Annotated in this window: 17 protein-coding genes; 8 read left to right on the plus strand and 9 right to left on the minus strand. The window is 60.1% G+C overall.

Going from position 1 to position 15,753, the window contains the following annotated elements:
* The first annotated feature begins 103 nt into the window (after nucleotides 1-103).
* Nucleotides 104-982, plus strand: a complete 879-nt coding sequence (locus ACFSKT_RS22565) for a LysR family transcriptional regulator (RefSeq protein WP_377717881.1) — start codon at nucleotides 104-106, stop codon at nucleotides 980-982.
* On the opposite strand, the gene ACFSKT_RS22570 is transcribed toward ACFSKT_RS22565, so the two are convergent.
* The 6 genes from ACFSKT_RS22570 to ACFSKT_RS22595 form a co-directional block, all read right to left on the minus strand.
* Nucleotides 976-1,413 (minus strand): hypothetical protein, encoded by a 438-nt coding sequence (locus ACFSKT_RS22570; protein ID WP_377717606.1) that lies wholly within the window; start codon nucleotides 1,411-1,413, stop codon nucleotides 976-978. The genes ACFSKT_RS22565 and ACFSKT_RS22570 overlap by 7 nt on opposite strands.
* A gap of 184 nt (nucleotides 1,414-1,597) precedes the next feature.
* Nucleotides 1,598-2,362 carry an SDR family NAD(P)-dependent oxidoreductase gene (locus ACFSKT_RS22575; protein WP_377717607.1) on the minus strand — a complete coding sequence of 255 codons (765 nt, stop codon included), beginning with the start codon at nucleotides 2,360-2,362 and terminating at the stop codon, nucleotides 1,598-1,600.
* Nucleotides 2,363-2,533: 171 nt separating this feature from the next.
* Nucleotides 2,534-4,555 carry a Fe(3+)-hydroxamate ABC transporter permease FhuB gene (fhuB, locus tag ACFSKT_RS22580; protein ID WP_377717608.1) on the minus strand — a complete coding sequence of 674 codons (2,022 nt, stop codon included), beginning with the start codon at nucleotides 4,553-4,555 and terminating at the stop codon, nucleotides 2,534-2,536.
* An 83-nt stretch (nucleotides 4,556-4,638) separates the two neighbouring features.
* Nucleotides 4,639-5,700, minus strand: a complete 1,062-nt coding sequence (locus ACFSKT_RS22585; RefSeq protein WP_377717609.1) for an ABC transporter substrate-binding protein — start codon at nucleotides 5,698-5,700, stop codon at nucleotides 4,639-4,641.
* Between the two features lie 658 nt (nucleotides 5,701-6,358).
* On the minus strand, nucleotides 6,359-6,721 hold the full coding sequence (locus tag ACFSKT_RS22590; protein WP_377717610.1) for a hypothetical protein: 363 nt from the start codon (nucleotides 6,719-6,721) through the stop codon (nucleotides 6,359-6,361).
* A 136-nt stretch (nucleotides 6,722-6,857) separates the two neighbouring features.
* Nucleotides 6,858-7,631: a MerR family DNA-binding transcriptional regulator gene (locus ACFSKT_RS22595; RefSeq protein ID WP_377717882.1), complete on the minus strand. Its 774-nt coding sequence runs from the start codon at nucleotides 7,629-7,631 to the stop codon at nucleotides 6,858-6,860.
* 207 nt (nucleotides 7,632-7,838) lie between these two features.
* On the opposite strand from ACFSKT_RS22595, the gene ACFSKT_RS22600 reads away from it, so the two are divergent.
* Both ACFSKT_RS22600 and ACFSKT_RS22605 read left to right on the plus strand, forming a co-directional pair.
* Nucleotides 7,839-8,345, plus strand: coding sequence for a DUF6022 family protein (locus tag ACFSKT_RS22600; protein ID WP_377717611.1), 507 nt, complete (start codon nucleotides 7,839-7,841; stop codon nucleotides 8,343-8,345).
* A gap of 210 nt (nucleotides 8,346-8,555) precedes the next feature.
* On the plus strand, nucleotides 8,556-8,795 hold the full coding sequence (locus tag ACFSKT_RS22605) for a glutaredoxin family protein (RefSeq protein ID WP_377717612.1): 240 nt from the start codon (nucleotides 8,556-8,558) through the stop codon (nucleotides 8,793-8,795).
* A gap of 68 nt (nucleotides 8,796-8,863) precedes the next feature.
* Here the strand turns inward: ACFSKT_RS22605 and ACFSKT_RS22610 are convergent, their stop codons facing one another.
* Nucleotides 8,864-9,754, minus strand: coding sequence for a LysR family transcriptional regulator (locus tag ACFSKT_RS22610; RefSeq protein ID WP_377776351.1), 891 nt, complete (start codon nucleotides 9,752-9,754; stop codon nucleotides 8,864-8,866).
* Between the two features lie 399 nt (nucleotides 9,755-10,153).
* On the opposite strand from ACFSKT_RS22610, the gene ACFSKT_RS22615 reads away from it, so the two are divergent.
* Entirely contained in the window at nucleotides 10,154-11,245 is a 1,092-nt protein-coding gene (locus tag ACFSKT_RS22615; RefSeq protein WP_377717614.1) for an alpha/beta fold hydrolase, read from the plus strand.
* 247 nt (nucleotides 11,246-11,492) lie between these two features.
* Entirely contained in the window at nucleotides 11,493-12,056 is a 564-nt protein-coding gene (locus ACFSKT_RS22620; protein WP_377717615.1) for an NAD(P)H-dependent oxidoreductase, read from the plus strand.
* A gap of 7 nt (nucleotides 12,057-12,063) precedes the next feature.
* On the opposite strand, the gene ACFSKT_RS22625 is transcribed toward ACFSKT_RS22620, so the two are convergent.
* Nucleotides 12,064-12,402 carry a winged helix-turn-helix transcriptional regulator gene (locus ACFSKT_RS22625; protein WP_377717883.1) on the minus strand — a complete coding sequence of 113 codons (339 nt, stop codon included), beginning with the start codon at nucleotides 12,400-12,402 and terminating at the stop codon, nucleotides 12,064-12,066.
* A gap of 310 nt (nucleotides 12,403-12,712) precedes the next feature.
* Between ACFSKT_RS22625 and ACFSKT_RS22630 the strand changes: the two genes are divergently transcribed.
* Genes ACFSKT_RS22630 through ACFSKT_RS22640 form a run of 3 tightly spaced genes read left to right on the plus strand, consistent with a single transcriptional unit; the run spans nucleotide 12,713 to nucleotide 14,570 of the window.
* Nucleotides 12,713-13,510, plus strand: a complete 798-nt coding sequence (locus ACFSKT_RS22630) for a PhzF family phenazine biosynthesis protein (protein ID WP_377717616.1) — start codon at nucleotides 12,713-12,715, stop codon at nucleotides 13,508-13,510.
* Nucleotides 13,510-14,244, plus strand: coding sequence for an AzlC family ABC transporter permease (locus tag ACFSKT_RS22635; RefSeq protein ID WP_377717617.1), 735 nt, complete (start codon nucleotides 13,510-13,512; stop codon nucleotides 14,242-14,244). The genes ACFSKT_RS22630 and ACFSKT_RS22635 overlap by 1 nt, the downstream gene beginning before the upstream one ends.
* A complete protein-coding gene (locus tag ACFSKT_RS22640; RefSeq protein WP_377717618.1) occupies nucleotides 14,235-14,570 on the plus strand; it encodes an AzlD domain-containing protein in 336 nt (111 codons plus the stop codon). The genes ACFSKT_RS22635 and ACFSKT_RS22640 overlap by 10 nt, the downstream gene beginning before the upstream one ends.
* An 87-nt stretch (nucleotides 14,571-14,657) precedes the next feature.
* Here ACFSKT_RS22640 and ACFSKT_RS22645 read toward each other — a convergent pair whose 3' ends face one another.
* Nucleotides 14,658-15,752, minus strand: a complete 1,095-nt coding sequence (locus ACFSKT_RS22645) for a carbohydrate ABC transporter permease (RefSeq protein ID WP_377776352.1) — start codon at nucleotides 15,750-15,752, stop codon at nucleotides 14,658-14,660.
* Nucleotide 15,753: the final 1 nt, after the last annotated feature.

Raw genomic sequence — 15,753 nt, forward strand, 5'->3', positions numbered from 1 at the left:
GCATTTCTGGTCTCTCTTTTCTAAGTCCCATTACATCAACTATAATACGATTAATCAATATATGCGTAATTAATACATTTCACAGGAGCTATAGATCGTGTCTATGACCAATAACTATGAACTGTACAAAGTGTTCTATTGGGCCGCCAAGACCGGCAGCCTGTCCCAAGCCGCCAAATCGCTCTATTTGACCCAGCCGAGCGTCAGCCATGCCATCAAGCAGCTGGAGGAAAGCCTCGGTCTGACCCTCTTCTACCGGACGTCCAAGGGCGTGACGCTGACGCAGGAGGGCACCGTGCTGTACTCCTACATCGAACAGTCCCAAATGCTCATCTCGCTCGCCGAGGAGAAAATGAGCGCGCTCAAAAATCTGGACAGCGGAGAGCTTCGGATCGGCGGCAGCGATTCGCTGTTCAAGCATTATCTGCTGCCGTACCTCGAGCGCTTCCACCGGACCTACCCCGGCATTCGTCTTCACTTGAACCACGGCACGACGCCGGAGATCATCACGTTCTTGAAGGAAGGCCGCATCGACATGGGGGTCGTGCGGATGCCGATCGTCGATCCGCAGCTCGCGGTGAAGGAAAGCCTGCAGCTGCAGGACTGCTTCGTGGCCGGAGCCGCGTTCTCGGGGCTCAAGGACCGCGTCATCACGCTGGAAGAGCTGCTGGAGCATCCGATCATTCTGTTCTCGCGCAACAGCCGCGCGCGCATGGCCATCACGGAGCTGTTCCGGGGATACGGGTACAAAATCAAGCCGGGCATCGAGGTCGGCAGCGTCGACTTGCTCATCGAATTCGCGCGCAAAGGACTCGGACTTTCCTACGTGGCCAAAGAGTTCATCGCCAAGGAGCTGGAGGACGGATCGCTGTTCGAAATTCGGCTGGACGTGCAGCTGCCGCCCTCGCACGTCGGCATCATGACGCTGCGCAGCGTGCCGCTATCGGGCAGCGCGAGCAAGTTTCTCGAGCTCATTCAATAGAGCGTGCGGCAGGCGAGCTTGCGGTAGATACGCCGTCTTATCCGCGCGATCGGCCGACGAAGGACGATGGACAGCATCAGACCGGCGAACGATCCGATTAGCAAGCTCGCCAAGGACAGCGGGAACCCCACGACGAGCAGCAGGATGCCGGCGCCGTAGTCTTCTTCAGCCGGTTCGCTCGGACTTGTTAGCCCGTGCCGGCCGGCGAACATGAGGAGTAGGAAGAAAAGGAAGAGCAGGAGATTCGTCATCAGGACGTACCCTCTTCCGCGTGCGGTCATCGCCGTCAGCGCCGCATGGACCACAAGCTTGATCATGAACAAAGCGCAGATGATGACGAGATCGGCGTAGTTCAGCAGATACGCGAGAAACAATATGGCGAAGCCGCTATGCACGAATGGGGCCAGGCTCAACTCGATGATTCTCCGCATCTGCCGCACGTCCTTCCTCAAAGGATGGTTACCGCCATTATAAGGGAATGCCCGCGATCGCAAAAAGCGCAAAAAGCTCGGATGTTTTTTCTTATTTTCGCGCAACGATGCGCAAAGAAGAGCGCTTGCTGGGTGCATGCGCTCTTTTTTGTTTAGTATGTAGTCCGATATAACCCCGTAACCGCTAGTCCATGACCGAGCCGCACGTTATATTCACGATCGCTCCCGTGATGGCGCTCGCCCGGTCGGAAGCCGTCAGTACGGCGGCGTCGGCCACCTCGCGCAGCGTCGGGAGTCGTCCTAGCGCCGTTCCGTCCGTCATGTACGTTCTTGCCGGCGCGTGCGGGTCACCCCATGTCTCCGGAATCGCATCCGAACGCAGGCAGACGACCCGCACGCCTTGAGAGCCGATCTCGCCGGCCAGGCTGCGCGTGAACCCTTCGATCGCTAGGCACGCCGTGGAGAACCCGCCGGTCAAGTGGTAGCGCCGATCCCGTCCGGACAAGACGGATGCAGACGTCGATAACGTCAGAATAACGCCCGACCGCTGCCGGACCATGTACCGGGCTGCGGCCGTCGCGGTGAGGAAGTGCGTCTGAACGCCGGTTAACACGGGCAGCGTGAAATCCTCATACGCCATCTCCAGCAGCGGCGTGCCCTGCAAATCCCCGCGAATGCCGATGGCATTGAACGAAATATCGATGCGCCCCGACCGCCCCGCGGCTTGCTCGAGATGATGCTCGACCGCATCGAGGTCCAACGCGTCCACTTCCGCCGCTTCGGCCGTGCCGCCCTCTTGCTCAATCTCTCTGGCGACCGCTTCAACCTTGTCAAACGTGCGCCCGGCCAAATACACCTTCGCGCCTTCGCGAGCGAACGCTCGAGCGGCAGCGCCGCCGATTTTCCCGCCTGCGCCGTACACGACGGCAATCTTATCCTTAAGCAGCATGAAGCATCCTCCTTGATCATGGTATGGGATGAAAGAAAAGCCTATCCTCATCATACCTGACTGCGATGAGCCTGGCTTCTTCTGAATTGCGGAATCCGCCCAATGCTTGAGGACACGGCAAGAAGCTCCTCCCGCCCTGGTTGCAGGGGATCGGAAGGAGCTTTCTTCGCGCTATTTCGCCGTGCGGGACTTGAACATGAGGAAGATCAAGTACGGCGCGCCGATTAAGGCGACGACGATGCCGGAGGGGATCTCCCTCGGCGACAGCATGATGCGGCCGATCCAGTCGGCCGCTACGAGCAGGATCGCGCCGAGCAGCGAGGACAACACCAAGAGCCGTCTATGGTTCGAGCCGACCAGCATGCGCGCGGCATGCGGAGCGAGCAGGCCGATAAAGCCAACGGCGCCGACAGCCGACACCGCCGCGGAAGTTAGCACGACGGCCAGCAGCGTCACGAGCAGCCGGGTCCGGCGTACCGGCAGACCAAGCCCGGTCGAGCTGTCGTCCTGGAAGGAGAGCAGATCCACCTTGCGCCCCATCCACCAACCGATCGGCAGCAGGATGAGCGCGAACGGCACAACTTGCGCGAATTCCGGCCAGCTTCTTGCATACGTGCTCCCGGCCAGCCAAGTCAGCGCCGGGGCCAAGGTTAATTTGGCGTAGACGACGAGAATATTGATGAGCGCCGTGCCTGAGGCGGCCACCGCAATCCCGACGAGCGTCAGCACGGTCGGATTCAGCCCTCTTCGCCAAGCGGCGGCGTATACGATGACCGCCGCGGCAATGCCGCCGATGAAGGCGCCGACCGGCACCCAGCCGGCCGGAAGCTGCGGGAATACGACGAGGAGCAGCATCGCGCCGACGCCGGCGCCGCTCGAGACGCCGACGATCTGCGGATCGGCGAGCGGATTGCGCACCGCGCTCTGCATGAGCGCGCCGCTGGCCGCCAAGATCATCCCAACGACGGCGGCGGTGAGCAGCCTCGGCAGCCGAAGCTCGAGCAGCACCTTCTCGTGCAGCTTCGTCCCGCTGCCGGTTAACGTCGCGACTACTTCGCTCACGGACAGATGCAGCGTGCCGTTCATCAGCGCCGCGATACTGACCACGACGAGCAGCACAGCCGATACGATGACGAGCGGAACGAAGGGCAGACGCCTGCCGATCGACCCGACGCTCATCGACGATCGGCCCTCTATCGGAGACGACGAGGCCGCGTGCTTGGACGCTTGAAGCGCCAGCCATATAATCCACGGCCCCCCGATGAAGGCCGTTACCGCGCCCGCGGGCAGCTCGCCGACCGCGCTGGCCGCGAAGCCGCGGGCGACCGTGTCCGCCCCGACGAGAATCGCCGCTCCCCATATCGCGCTGACCGGCAGCAGCAGCGCATGGGCGCGCATGCCGGAGAGCTTGACGATATGCGGCGCGAGCAAGCCGATGAAGCCGATCGGCCCGACGACGCTGACGCTCACGCAAGCCAGCACGATGCCGATCGCCATCGCGAACATACGGGTGCGGCCCACATTCTGGCCCAGCGAGCGGGCGCTTTCCTCGCCGAAGGCGAGCAGGTCCAGGTGCCGCGACGCGAGCAGCACCGCCACGACGCCGCCGAGCACCCACGGCCAGACGAATTGAACCCCGCTCCAGTCATTCTGATTCAAGCTGCCGGAGCCCCACACGAACAGCCCTTGCGTATCTTGCTCGAACAGCATCATCAGCGCGCTCGTCACCGAGGAGAGGACAAGCGTGACGATCATACCCGACAGCGCGATCCGGATCGGCGTTCCTTTGCGCCCCCCGCCCATGCCGAAGACGGCGAGCGCGGCCGCGCCGCCGCCCAGCACGGCGAACAAGAAGGCATACTGGTGCAGCAAGCCCGGCCAGAAGATCGTACCGATGACGACGACGAGGAAAGCACCGGCATTGACGCCGAGCGTCGTCTCCGAGGCGAGCGGATTGCGCGTGACGGACTGCATGAGCGCGCCGGCCACGGCGAGCGCGGCGCCGGACAGCAGTCCCATGACCGTGCGGGGCAGACGAACGCCGTTGATGGCGCGATGCTCTGGCGTATCCTTGGGCCAGAAGAGCGCGTCGACGACGGTCGACGGCGATAAAGCTTTCATCCCTTGCGTCAAGCTGAAGAAGGTCAGCGCGACCAGCAGCAGGCTCCCTCCGGCAAGCATCGCAAACGGCATCCAGCCCTTCGCACGCGAGGTGCGACGGGCTGGAGTTTCGTTCAATGGAGAGGGAGCGGTTACCCGTTCCTTCGCTAGTTTCATTATTGACCTGTCAGCACGCTGACGGCGCGCTCTGCCAGCAGCTTCGCGGAATGAGGGCCGCCGTATGGCCAAGTGTCGCCGCCAAGCGCGAAGACGCGGTTTTCTTTGACGAAGTTCAGACCGGTCCAAACCGCGTTCTTCTCCAGCACGCCCATGACGTTGTCTTCGTTCGTAATGTGCAGATAGTTCGCGTCCGGCACTTGCTGCAAGAGCTCAACGCCGCCCTGCGAGTAGCCATACACTTCGAATTGCGCCGGCTTGAACGTATTCTTCAGTCCGAGCTGCTCGAGCACTTTGATGGCGAGGGCATTATCCGTAGAGACGCGGAACGTTACCGCGTTCTGGTCAACCCATGGCATCGCCAGCGCGATCTGCGCGCCTTCCTTGCCGGCCGCGGCAAGCTTCGCCTTGCCGTCGTCGTACGCTTGCTGCAGATCGGCGAGCACCTTGTCGGCTTCGGCCGTTTTGCCCACGACGTCCGCGATCGTCTTGAACGTCTCGATCATCTCTTGGTATTGGTCGCCTTGACCTTCGGCCGGATACGGGTCGAACAGCAGCGTCGGCGCGATGGCGTTCAGCTGATCGTACGTCGCTTCGTGACGGAACTTCACGCCAATGATCAGATCCGGCTCGAGCGCCGCGATCGTCTCCAGGTTCGGCTCTTGGCGCGTGCCCACGTCGGTCACGTCGGCCGAAAGCGCGGTTGGAGGAGACACCCATTTTTTCATGTTCTCGATGTCCGCTACGCCAGCCGGCTGTACGCCGACCATCAGCAGATCTTCCGCGTAGGTCCATTCGAGCACGACGATCTTCTGCGGCACGCCCGTAATCGGCAGCTCGCCCAGCGCGTGTTTGATGCTGCGCGTCTCGCTTGTCGTATCGGCCGTATCGGTTGCCTGTTCGTTCGCGCCGGCATTCGTCGATGCCGCATTGTTTGCGCCATTCGCGCTGTTGCCGCCGTTCGTGCTGCTCGCGTTGTTGGCGTTATTCCCGCAAGCGGTTGCCAGAACGAGCACGATGGCAAATACGATGAATAGCATGGACGTTCTAAATCTGGACACAATCATTTCCCCCTAGATGCTTGATATCGTCTTTTTCTTGAAACAGAACGAGAAAGAGTGATAATCATTCTCAAATCAATTGAAACCAATGATAATGGTTCTCACTCTTGGTGTCAATGTAAAAAAGGAAATCCGATCGGGAATTATAGCAATTTACATCAGACCTCTTGTCGAAATACGAAAAACGCAGACGGCGCGACTCGCGTGCCGGAGAGTTAGGTCCTATATGCGAACAAAGTCGGCCACGATATTCGGATCCATTCGTCAGACAAATCGGTTGTCCATTTTACGCAATCAAAATAAGCCTATCGATGCCCGATAGACTTCTGATATACCGGAAACGCACGACAGACTTGGGTGGGACAGGCAGCCTCCGGGAAGGAGGTGTATGCCTATGACGTTTACGTTCGAAGAAGTGATGTTGCTCGGGATGTTCGTTCTCGCGTTGCTCACCTATCTTAACGGAAAACGAAAATAACCCGCCCAGGTTAGCGCCAAGGGAACGGGTTATTCTCTGATACTGTTCGGAGGACTCTCATCCAAGTGTCGTGCAGGGAGAGCGTTGGCGCGCTCTCCTGTTTGTTATTTATAATCATACAACGTGTATTTAATACACGCAAGATGAAATGAAACATCATAGGCCACCGCGCTCGCCGTCCTATCCGCGGATTTCCGCCTTCATGCCGGCCCGGTACCTGGTCTCGGCCGCCGCGACGAACGGATAAAGCGCGATGAGCGCCACCGTCCAGTAGATCGACATGCGGAACGCCGCATGAAACAAGGACCGCGACCAGCCGTCTTCGCCAATGATCCAGTAGGCGACCGGATTGGAGATGCCGATGCCGTCATTCGCTTCGGGTATGAGGCTTTGCGTGTAATTTTGAGCCAGACCTATCACCGCAAGCAAGGAGAGAGCGGCGGCAATCGCGACGCCTTTGGAGAACGGATGCCGAACCCCCGCTTTCCAAAGCCCCAGAATGGAACCGGCGACTACGATCAAACTAACCGTCCAATAGACCATGCGTTCCAACGCCTCCCTGTAAGTATTTCCCTACTTCGGACGCTATCCGGTTGCTTGATGTTGCACCGTAAGCCGTCTCTCCGGCCAAAATGTTCCGTTGACTCGCCTACCAGGTCGCGAGCGGCTCCCACTCTCGTTAAACAGGTTCGACGCGCTCCGTATCCCGCTGCTCCAACCGCTGTTCCCAATCCGGTATTTCATTCAAAATGCCCGGCCGCGTTGTCCGAATTAGCCGATATAGATAGCTAACGCCCCGCATTTGCGCCTGATTCAGCTTGTTCATATGCGCCATGGCATCCAATGCGATGCGCATAGCCCCTTGTCCGCCCGCATCGTCCGAAGTCGCCTGGGCGACCGCTTGCCGGAGCATCACCGTATCCGCCGAATACACGGTATTGCGCAGCACGCCCAGCAGCCGCATGAGCCGCAGATCTGACGCGCCGTACAGCCGATAGCCGTTGGCCGGATCCCGCTTGGCCGCGAGCAAGCCCGCCTTCTCCCAATAGCGGATGGCCGACTTCGGCACCTTGACCCGCGTCGACGCCTGCTGCAGCGTCAGCCGATCGTTCCGTTCCGCCTGCTGCGGGTCCTTCTCTTCGTTTCGTAAGTCGGCGATTAACGTCTCGAGTCTTCGCTTTTGTTCGTACAACGCGAGCTCCCGCGCTTTGACCACCCACAGCGCCTCGTCCAGCTTGTCCTCCCTAAACAAACGCAGCACCTCGGTTACGATCTCGATGCTGAAGGCCGGCGCCATCGCCTGAATGCAGGCCAGATAGGCCTCGTGCTCCTCCGTATAACCGCGGTAACCGTTCTCGGCTCGAATCGCCGGAGGGATCAAGCCTTTGGCTTCGTAATTACGCAAGGTACTCGGACTTATGCCGAACCTGGCGGCCATTTTCGACGGATGCATGCTCACGATCAGATTCACTCCCTCCATTAGCTCAACATTAGCTTCATTATAAGGTTTATGGTGCCAAATGCAGCAATTTGGGATCAAACTTTCGCTAAACCTTGCAATTTGCATGCATGTTATACAATGAGTGAGCACGAGAAAATCCGCTGAATGCTGCATCCATTTACGTGGACGCAACCCAATCAGCCAAGGAGGGTTTTATTGATGAAAAACGAGTATCCGGCTTTCCGGCAAGGCATGACGATCGAGGAAATTAGCGAGGCGGGCAACCGTTATATCGAGGGCGAATGGAAGCGATTATACGAGGAGTTGCATGCAGAGCTGACGGAGGCGTTCCGGACGATCGAGGATGCGGCGTACGGCCTGTATCTGGACCGGTTGATGCCAGCCGTGTTCGGCGGTCTGATCGAGGCGGGCTTCGACGTGATGGAACCTCTGCGGGAGGACGATTTCGTCATCGGCCAATGCTTGGTGTTCCGAAGCTCCATGGAAAAATGGGGCAGCGAGGACAACCGCTCCCGCGTCTTCTGGAATGTCGTCCGAGATGCGCAAGGCGAGCCGATCGGCGCGCTGCTGACCGATATCCCCCACTCTCATCTGAAATTCGATATTCCTTCCAGCCCGAAGCTGTACGCGCTGGCCGAGCATGAACGGGAACAAATTTCAGCGGGCATCAGGCGGGTGAAGGGCGAAGGCGGCAAGGAAGACTGAACGCTTTTAACGCCACTCCGACTGCGTTTGCTTGACGTCGAACGCACGCTCTCGCTTCCGGCCTACACATTTCGGGACTCCGCGGTCGATAGGAAATACCTATCATTTCGATATGATAATCGCAATTGATGATCGATAGGGCTCGGAGTAACATCAGTAGTGCAAGGGCCGTGCACGACCCGAACCTAACCCGTACAAGGAGTGATTCAAATGTCGAAAGCCGTCTTCTATCATGCCGGATGCCCCGTTTGCGTGGATGCCGAGCAAACCGTTCTGAACTACCTGGATGCCGCTAAGCTTAGCGTGGAGGTGGTCCATCTGGGCACCGACCGCGACCGCATCTCCGAAGCGGAGCTGGCCGGCGTGCAATCCGTGCCCGCGCTGCTGATCGAAGGGAATGTGTACCACATCAATTTCGGCGCCAGCCTGGAGGATGTCAAGAAAGGGTAAAGCCGAATAAGGCGCCCGGAGCGGAATGCAACTTCCGCTCCGGGCGCCTTCTCTCATTAGCTGGTGATTCACGCACTGACCGAGGCATGCAGCTCCTGGATGAATGCCCGGCTGGCCGCGCAAAGATGCTTGTGCTTCCGGTAGATCAACGCGACCTCCGTCATAATCGCCGAGCCCTCGAGCGGAATCGCGCGAACGGCCCCGCCGCTCGTCCTGACGGCCGATGCAGGCACGATCGAGAGGCCTACTCCCGTCGCGACCATGCGCAGCAGCGCTTCCATCGTCGTCATCTCCAGGACCGGCTTGAGCTTGAAGCCGAGACTGACGCACGCTTCGTCCAGCTGTCGGCGGAGCACGTATGGCGTCGGGAACAGGATCGCGGGCGTATCCTCCAGCGCCGTTAGCGGCAGCGACCCGCGCACCGCCAAAGGATGCTCCGTCGGCACGGCGAACACCAGCTCGTCGCGATAGAGCGGCATTCGCTCGAACAGATCCACGTTCCCATCCAATCCGGCCGACATTACAATGCCGATATCCAATTCGTTGCGGATCAGACGATCGATAATTTCGCCCGTCCTCGCGTCCTGCACCGTCAGCTCGATCGTCGGGTACCGGGCGTGAAATCTCGCAAGCGCGGGAGGAAGCAAGTCGCTTACGACCGACGGCAGCGCGCCAAGTTTAAGCGTTCCCCGCTTGAGCCCTTGCAGTTCCCCGATCGCGGCTTTGGCTTGCGCCAGCTCGTGGAAGACATGAAGCGCGTGCGTCTGCAGCAAGCCGCCGGCCTCCGTAAGCGCGATTCTTTTGCCGATGCGGTCGAAGAGCGGCGTCCCCACCTCATGCTCGAGCAGCCGAATCTGCTGGCTCAGCGAAGGCTGGGCGATGCCGAGCTTTTCCGCCGCGCGCGTAAAATGCAGCTCCCGGCAGATCGCAAGAAAATACTCCAGCTGTTTCAGCTCCATCTGCTCGTCCCCCGTTTAGGCGATCCGCACCCTACATGCCCGGCTGCTCCGCTTACTTCGCCAAACACATGATCGTCCATACCGAATCCCCTTCCTTCTATACCGCCTGTCATAGCTATTGTCACTATATCAATAAAGCGACGCTTCGTCTTCCGCCCACTCGTTCCCAGCGCTCGCGGCAGGCTTGAACCATTGTCCCGTGCATCGTTCCCTGCTAAGCTAATTAGACAGGATCATGTTTATTTAACGGGAGATGCACCTTCATGCACGACGACAAACCATTACCATTGCTCCAGCAAACGTATGCCGCCTTATTAGCTTCAGCCCACGGCTTGCAAGCCCAAGGCGGCACGAGCGCAGCTGCCGCCGCGGCTACGGCGACGGGTCGGAGGGCGAATGATGATCACGCGGCTGCTTAGTCTGCTGTTGGCGGCCGTATCGCCATGGCTCGCGGTCGTCACGGCCGTCATGCTCGGCGCCCTGAGCTATCGGGCGCGAATGCGGCGCCGCCTCGCGCAAGAGCATCGCATCGCGACAGAGCACGGAATCGACGAGGAGCTAGCGCTTGAGATTGGCGGTCTGCGCCAGTACGTGAATATTAGAGGGCATGATATCCGCAATCCGGTCATCCTCTACCTCCACGGCGGGCCCGGCGGCCCGTTCACGCCGGTCATGCACAAATACCAATTCGGGTGGGAGCGCGACTACACGGTCGTCAACTGGGACCAGCGCAATGCCGGGCGTACCTACCTGCTGAACAAATCGCAGGCGGGACAGGTGCGAGATGCATTGACCGCAGACCAGCTGGTCGAGGACATACGCGAGCTCGTCCTGTATTTGCGGGAGCGGTTCGGGCAGGAGAAGATCATCATGATCGGTCATTCCTGGGGGAGCGTCCTCGGGAGCCTGTTCGCGCAGCGCTACCCGGCGTTGACCCGCGCCTATGTGAGCATCGCTCAAGTCGTGCAGCTCCACGACGGCGCCGCGCGGATGGCGGAGGACGTCCGGCAGCTCGCCTTGTCGCGAGGAGCCGAGCGGGATGCCGCGGCCGCGGAACGGCTGGCGGGACGGCTGCGCCGGGATGTCAAGACGACCGAGCAGACGACGGCCAAGCTGCATAAGCTTGCCGCCAAGCATCAGCCCTACAAGCCCGACCCGCTCTTGTTCCTGAAAGCCGGCAGTGTGTCCCCGACGTTCTCCATGAAGCAGCTGGTCTACTTCGCCCGGCGAGAGCAGCTGCAGGCGCCGCTGACCGAATACTTGAGCACCTTCGACCTCCGGACGCGCAGCTCCGCTTATGAAGTTCCGGTAATCGTCATGCTGGGCGAATACGATTGGCCTTACCGTGTTTTGATGGAAGCCCATTACCCCTCGATTCAAGCGCCGCTCAAACAGCTGCATGTCATCGAAGGGGCCGGGCATGACGCGATGCTTGAGCAGCCGGAGGCATTCGAGCGCGTGCTGCGACAGGCGCTCGAGACGGTATTGTAAGCAGGGGTCAAAGCGCCGAATAGAAAGGTGAAGCAGCCGAATCGGAAGATTTCGGCTGCTTTTTGCGCTGCCAGGACGCGCTCTTGCGCTGAGCGTCTACCGGCCCAACCTGCTAGGCGAACGGATCTGAGCTAGTTTGACGCTTACCTTTACGACAGTACCTGTTACAAAAGTGCGTACTTTCCATGCCGCCGTGCGATCCGTATACTCAAACACGAAATGATCCATGTTGAAGGAGGGCAACCGCATGAACACGCTTGTCATCGTCGCGCATCCCGATCTTGAACGTTCCGTCGTCAATAAGCGATGGGTCGAAGAGCTTCGCAACTATCCCGACAACTACACGGTGCACGACTTGCACAAGACCTACCCGGATGGCCGCATCGACGCGAAACGCGAGCAGGCATTAATCGAAGCGCACGGCAGCCTGGTGCTCCAATTCCCGATCTATTGGTTTAATTGTCCGCCGCTGTTGAAGAAGTGGCTGGACGATGTGTTCACGTACGGATGGGCGTACGGCTCGAACGGAGGCGACAAGCTGCGCAGCCGCAAGATAGCGCTGGCGGTCTCGGCGGGCATCAAGGAATCCGATTACCGACCGGACGGCAAATACAGCTATTCGCTCGGGCAAATTTTGGCGCCCTTCGAATTGACGTTCCGCTATTGCAGGGCGGATTACCGATCGTTCTTTGCGTACTATGGCACGGAAGGCGAACCGGGCGAGAATGTGCCAGGGCAGGAGGACGAACCAGCTAACAGCTTATTGGACGACAGCGCGCGGCGGTATTTGCATTTTATCCACAACCTGTAATTTCGGTTCAGAACGGATCGTTCTTCTCGCCCCACTCGCACATCAAGTCCAGCAGCGGCATGAGCGAACGTCCCCGTTCCGTTAACGAATATTCCACCTTTGGAGGTACCTGCGGGAATTCCTCGCGCCGGATGAGCCCGTCGGCCTCCATTTCCTTTAGCATGACGCTGAGCGTCTTGAATGTAATGGTGCCGATCCCCCGCTTCAATTCGTTGAATCGCATCACCTTATGCTCGGACAACCAGTACAGAATGATCATTTTATACTTGCCGCCAATGACGGACAGCGTGTATCCGAAGCCTGTCTCATGAAGCTTGACGCCGGTCGGCACGCAAGTATCGTCCATCGCTCGCGCACCCCTTACCCCCTCGTCAACCCGCGCTCCCGCGGCGCCCGCATCCTTCTTCACTGCCTCACCTCCCACCAAAATATGACGCGCGATTCGGTTCAACCCGAAGAGGAGTCGCTGGCGGCTCCTCCTCTTCGCCTCTTCTTACTTTACCTTTTATTAGGAGGCGGCGGAATCATTCGCAACAGGAAGAGCCGTCACGCGAAAAATTGTATGGCCTACAATTATCGCGTTGAACCGCCATACCGCCACTGCTACAATGGCACATAGACAACCGATAGCTAGCACGCAAGGAAGGTGTATGACTATGAAATATTACGTCGTTGACGCGTTCGCGGACCGCGTGTTCGAAGGCAATCCCGCCGGCGTCATCGTCACGGACCAACCGCTGAAGGACGATCTCATGCAGCGCATCGCGATCGAGAATAACCTCTCCGAGACGGCCTTCGCCGTCCCGGAAGGCGACGATTACCGGCTGCGCTGGTTCACGCCGGGCGGCGAAATCGACCTGTGCGGACACGCGACGCTCGCGACCGCTTTCGTGATCGCGAATTTCCGCGAGCTCGGCGTAGAGACGATCCGGTTCCGGACGCTGAGCGGCGAGCTTGTCGTCCGGCGGCTCGGCGACCTGTACGAGATGAACTTCCCGAGCCGCATGCCGGCCGCTCATCCGTTCGCCGCTCCCATGGCCGACGCGCTCGGAATTATGCCGCTCGAGACATACTTGGGCCGCGACCTGATGTTCGTCTTGGCATCGGAGGCCGACGTCGCGAATCTGTCGCCCGACTTCGCCAAGCTTGCCGCGCTGCCGGATGGGCTCGGCGCGCTCGTCACGGCGCCAAGCGCGGAAGGGAAGCCGTACGACTTCGTCTCCCGCGCCTTCTTCCCGAAGCTGAAGGTGCCGGAGGATCCCGTCTGCGGATCGGCGCACTGCAGCTTCGTGCCGTACTGGTCAGAGCGGCTGGCCAAGCGGAAGCTGACCGCCCGTCAAGTGTCCGCGCGAGGCGGGACGCTCTACTGCGAAGACTTGGGCGAGCGGGTGAGCATGAGCGGGCGGGCCGTGCTCTATGCCACCGCGGAGCTTCATGTCGGAGTAGCGGACTAATGGCGTTGGAGCACACTTCAACCGCGCAGTCCCGCATGGCCGGCGGCGCCCGCGATTTTCGCCAAGGGATGAAGGATTGTCTGCCTACGCTGCCCGGGTATCTAAGCATCGGCCTGGCCGCCGGCGTCATCCAGACGACCGCCGGACTCAGTCTGATGGAGATCACGCTGTTCTGCCTGCTGCTGTACGCGGGTTCGGCCCAGTTCATGGCGGTCGGCATGCTCGTCTCCGGCAGCTCGATCGCGGGCATCGTCATCGGCGCGTTCTTCGTCAATCTGCGTTATCTGCTGCTCAGCGCGGCGCTGTCCCCGTATTTCCGCCATTTGACCCCGCTTCGGAATTTGTTCGTCGGCGCGCTCGTCAGCGACGAGACGTTCGGCGTCGCCATCAGCAAGGCGTCGGACGGGAAGCCGATCAGCGAGCGGTGGATGCACGGACTGAACCTGACGGCTTACGTCTTCTGGTGGCTCGCGAATATCGCGGGCGCGATGCTCGGTCAGTGGATCGCCGATCCGGAGCGGTTCGGGCTCGATTTCGCCCTTCCGGCGATGTTCATCTCGCTCCTCGTCTTGACGATTCTGGGACGGAACCAAATCCGGACGGACGTCATCGTCGCCAGTATTGCCGTTATTGTCGCCGTAGGCAGCTTCTTCTTCCTCTCCGGCAGCCTTGCGGTCATCGCCGCGACCCTGATTGCCTCGACGGCGGGATTGGCGGTGGAACGATGGAAGTAAGATGGGACGTCTTCCTGGCGATATTCGGCGCGTCGCTCGTCACGCTGCTGCCGCGCGTCGTGCCCCTCATGCTGCTCAGCCGCCTGAGCCTGCCTGGATGGTTGATGAGATGGCTGCATTACGTGCCCGTCTCGGTCATGGCGGCGCTCGTCGGACAGGCGCTGTTCTTCCCGGAAGGCGCGGCCGTCGGACTGAGCGGCAACCTGGCGCTCTATACGGCGATACCCTCCTTCTTGGTCGCGGTCAAGACGCGCAGCATTCTCGCGACCGTAACGACGGGGATCGTGGTGCTGATGGTGCTGCGGCTGTTATTTCCCGGGTCATAAGCGCGGGCTAAGCCAAAGCCAAAAAGCCGCTTCGCGGATTCTCGGAATCCCGCGAAGCGGCTTTTTGACTTGTTGCGGCGATGCGACTTACCCCTTCACCGAGCCCCCGAGCAATCCGCGCACGAAATACTTCTGCAGCGCGAAGAAGACGGCGAGCGGCGTCAGCATCGAGATGAACGCGGCCGCGGTGAGCAGGTGCCAGTCGTTGCCGCGGGAGCCGACCAGGTTCGCGATCTTCATCGACATGACCTGCACCTCCGGCTGGCTGCCGAGGAAGATGAGCGACACCAAGTAATCGTTCCACACCCACAGGAACTGGAAGATGCTGATCGACGCCAGCGCCGGCACGGTGAGCGGCAGGATGAGGCGGCTGAAGATCGTAAAATTCGTCGCGCCGTCCATGAACGCCGATTCGAACAGATCCTTCGGCAGCTGGCTGATCGCGTTGTACATGAAATACGTGATGAGCGGCAGCCCGAACGCGGCGTGCGCAAGCCAGATGCCGGCATAGGTGCCGTTCAGGCCGAGCGACGTGTAATCCTTCAAAATCGGGATGAGCGCCACCTGAATCGGCACGACGAGCAGCGCGATGATGATGACGAAGATCGAGCGTCTTCCCGGGAAGCGCAGCCAAGCGAACGCATACGCCGCGAAGGAAGCGATCAGGATCGGGATGATCGTCGCGGGCACGGTGACGGCCATCGTGTTCCAGAATGACTGCCCCATGCCGCTGCCCTTCTCCGTCTTCGTGCCGCCGTCCGGCAGCGCGATTTTGTATTCCTTGCCGCCAAGGACGGCTTCATAGTTCTGCGTCGTGAAGTTGGTGATCGCGCCCCAATGCTTCTCCTGCACGTTGAGGAGACGGGCGCGGCGATTCTCCCAAATGTACCGCTGATCGCCGACCGTGATGCCGGCCCGCAGCTGGTCGTCCGTGTACGTCTGACCGTTCACGTCGATCGGCTCCCGCAAGTCGGTGTCCTTCGGCAGCGTCAGCTGCTCCACCGTCTGCCACTCGCGATGCGGCAGCACGTTCCACCAGCCGGATTGCAGGATGTCCGCCGCCGGCCGGAACGAGGAGACGAGCAGTCCGATCGTCGGAATCGACCAGACGAGGCAGATGACCGCGAGGACGGTATTGACGAGCCACTTCGATTTCTTCAGCTTGCTTCTGCGTTTGGCCATC

It is taken from the genome of Paenibacillus xanthanilyticus, from assembly GCF_042682185.1.
Taxonomy (GTDB): Bacteria; Bacillota; Bacilli; order Paenibacillales; family Paenibacillaceae; genus Paenibacillus_Z; species Paenibacillus_Z xanthanilyticus.

What these genes read in the sequence shown, in the direction of transcription:
- ACFSKT_RS22565 (WP_377717881.1), top strand. Translation starts at nt 104, where the DNA reads ATGACCAATAACTATGAACTGTACAAAGTGTTCTATTGGGCCGCCAAG.
- ACFSKT_RS22570 (WP_377717606.1), bottom strand. Translation starts at nt 1,413, where the DNA reads ATGCGGAGAATCATCGAGTTGAGCCTGGCCCCATTCGTGCATAGCGGC.
- ACFSKT_RS22575 (WP_377717607.1), bottom strand. Translation starts at nt 2,362, where the DNA reads ATGCTGCTTAAGGATAAGATTGCCGTCGTGTACGGCGCAGGCGGGAAA.
- fhuB (WP_377717608.1), bottom strand. Translation starts at nt 4,555, where the DNA reads ATGCCGTTTGCGATGCTTGCCGGAGGGAGCCTGCTGCTGGTCGCGCTG.
- ACFSKT_RS22590 (WP_377717610.1), bottom strand. Translation starts at nt 6,721, where the DNA reads ATGGTCTATTGGACGGTTAGTTTGATCGTAGTCGCCGGTTCCATTCTG.
- ACFSKT_RS22595 (WP_377717882.1), bottom strand. Translation starts at nt 7,631, where the DNA reads ATGCATCCGTCGAAAATGGCCGCCAGGTTCGGCATAAGTCCGAGTACC.
- ACFSKT_RS22600 (WP_377717611.1), top strand. Translation starts at nt 7,839, where the DNA reads ATGAAAAACGAGTATCCGGCTTTCCGGCAAGGCATGACGATCGAGGAA.
- ACFSKT_RS22605 (WP_377717612.1), top strand. Translation starts at nt 8,556, where the DNA reads ATGTCGAAAGCCGTCTTCTATCATGCCGGATGCCCCGTTTGCGTGGAT.
- ACFSKT_RS22610 (WP_377776351.1), bottom strand. Translation starts at nt 9,754, where the DNA reads ATGGAGCTGAAACAGCTGGAGTATTTTCTTGCGATCTGCCGGGAGCTG.
- ACFSKT_RS22615 (WP_377717614.1), top strand. Translation starts at nt 10,154, where the DNA reads ATGATCACGCGGCTGCTTAGTCTGCTGTTGGCGGCCGTATCGCCATGG.
- ACFSKT_RS22620 (WP_377717615.1), top strand. Translation starts at nt 11,493, where the DNA reads ATGAACACGCTTGTCATCGTCGCGCATCCCGATCTTGAACGTTCCGTC.
- ACFSKT_RS22625 (WP_377717883.1), bottom strand. Translation starts at nt 12,402, where the DNA reads ATGGACGATACTTGCGTGCCGACCGGCGTCAAGCTTCATGAGACAGGC.
- ACFSKT_RS22630 (WP_377717616.1), top strand. Translation starts at nt 12,713, where the DNA reads ATGAAATATTACGTCGTTGACGCGTTCGCGGACCGCGTGTTCGAAGGC.
- ACFSKT_RS22635 (WP_377717617.1), top strand. Translation starts at nt 13,510, where the DNA reads ATGGCGTTGGAGCACACTTCAACCGCGCAGTCCCGCATGGCCGGCGGC.
- ACFSKT_RS22640 (WP_377717618.1), top strand. Translation starts at nt 14,235, where the DNA reads ATGGAAGTAAGATGGGACGTCTTCCTGGCGATATTCGGCGCGTCGCTC.
- ACFSKT_RS22645 (WP_377776352.1), bottom strand. Translation starts at nt 15,752, where the DNA reads ATGGCCAAACGCAGAAGCAAGCTGAAGAAATCGAAGTGGCTCGTCAAT.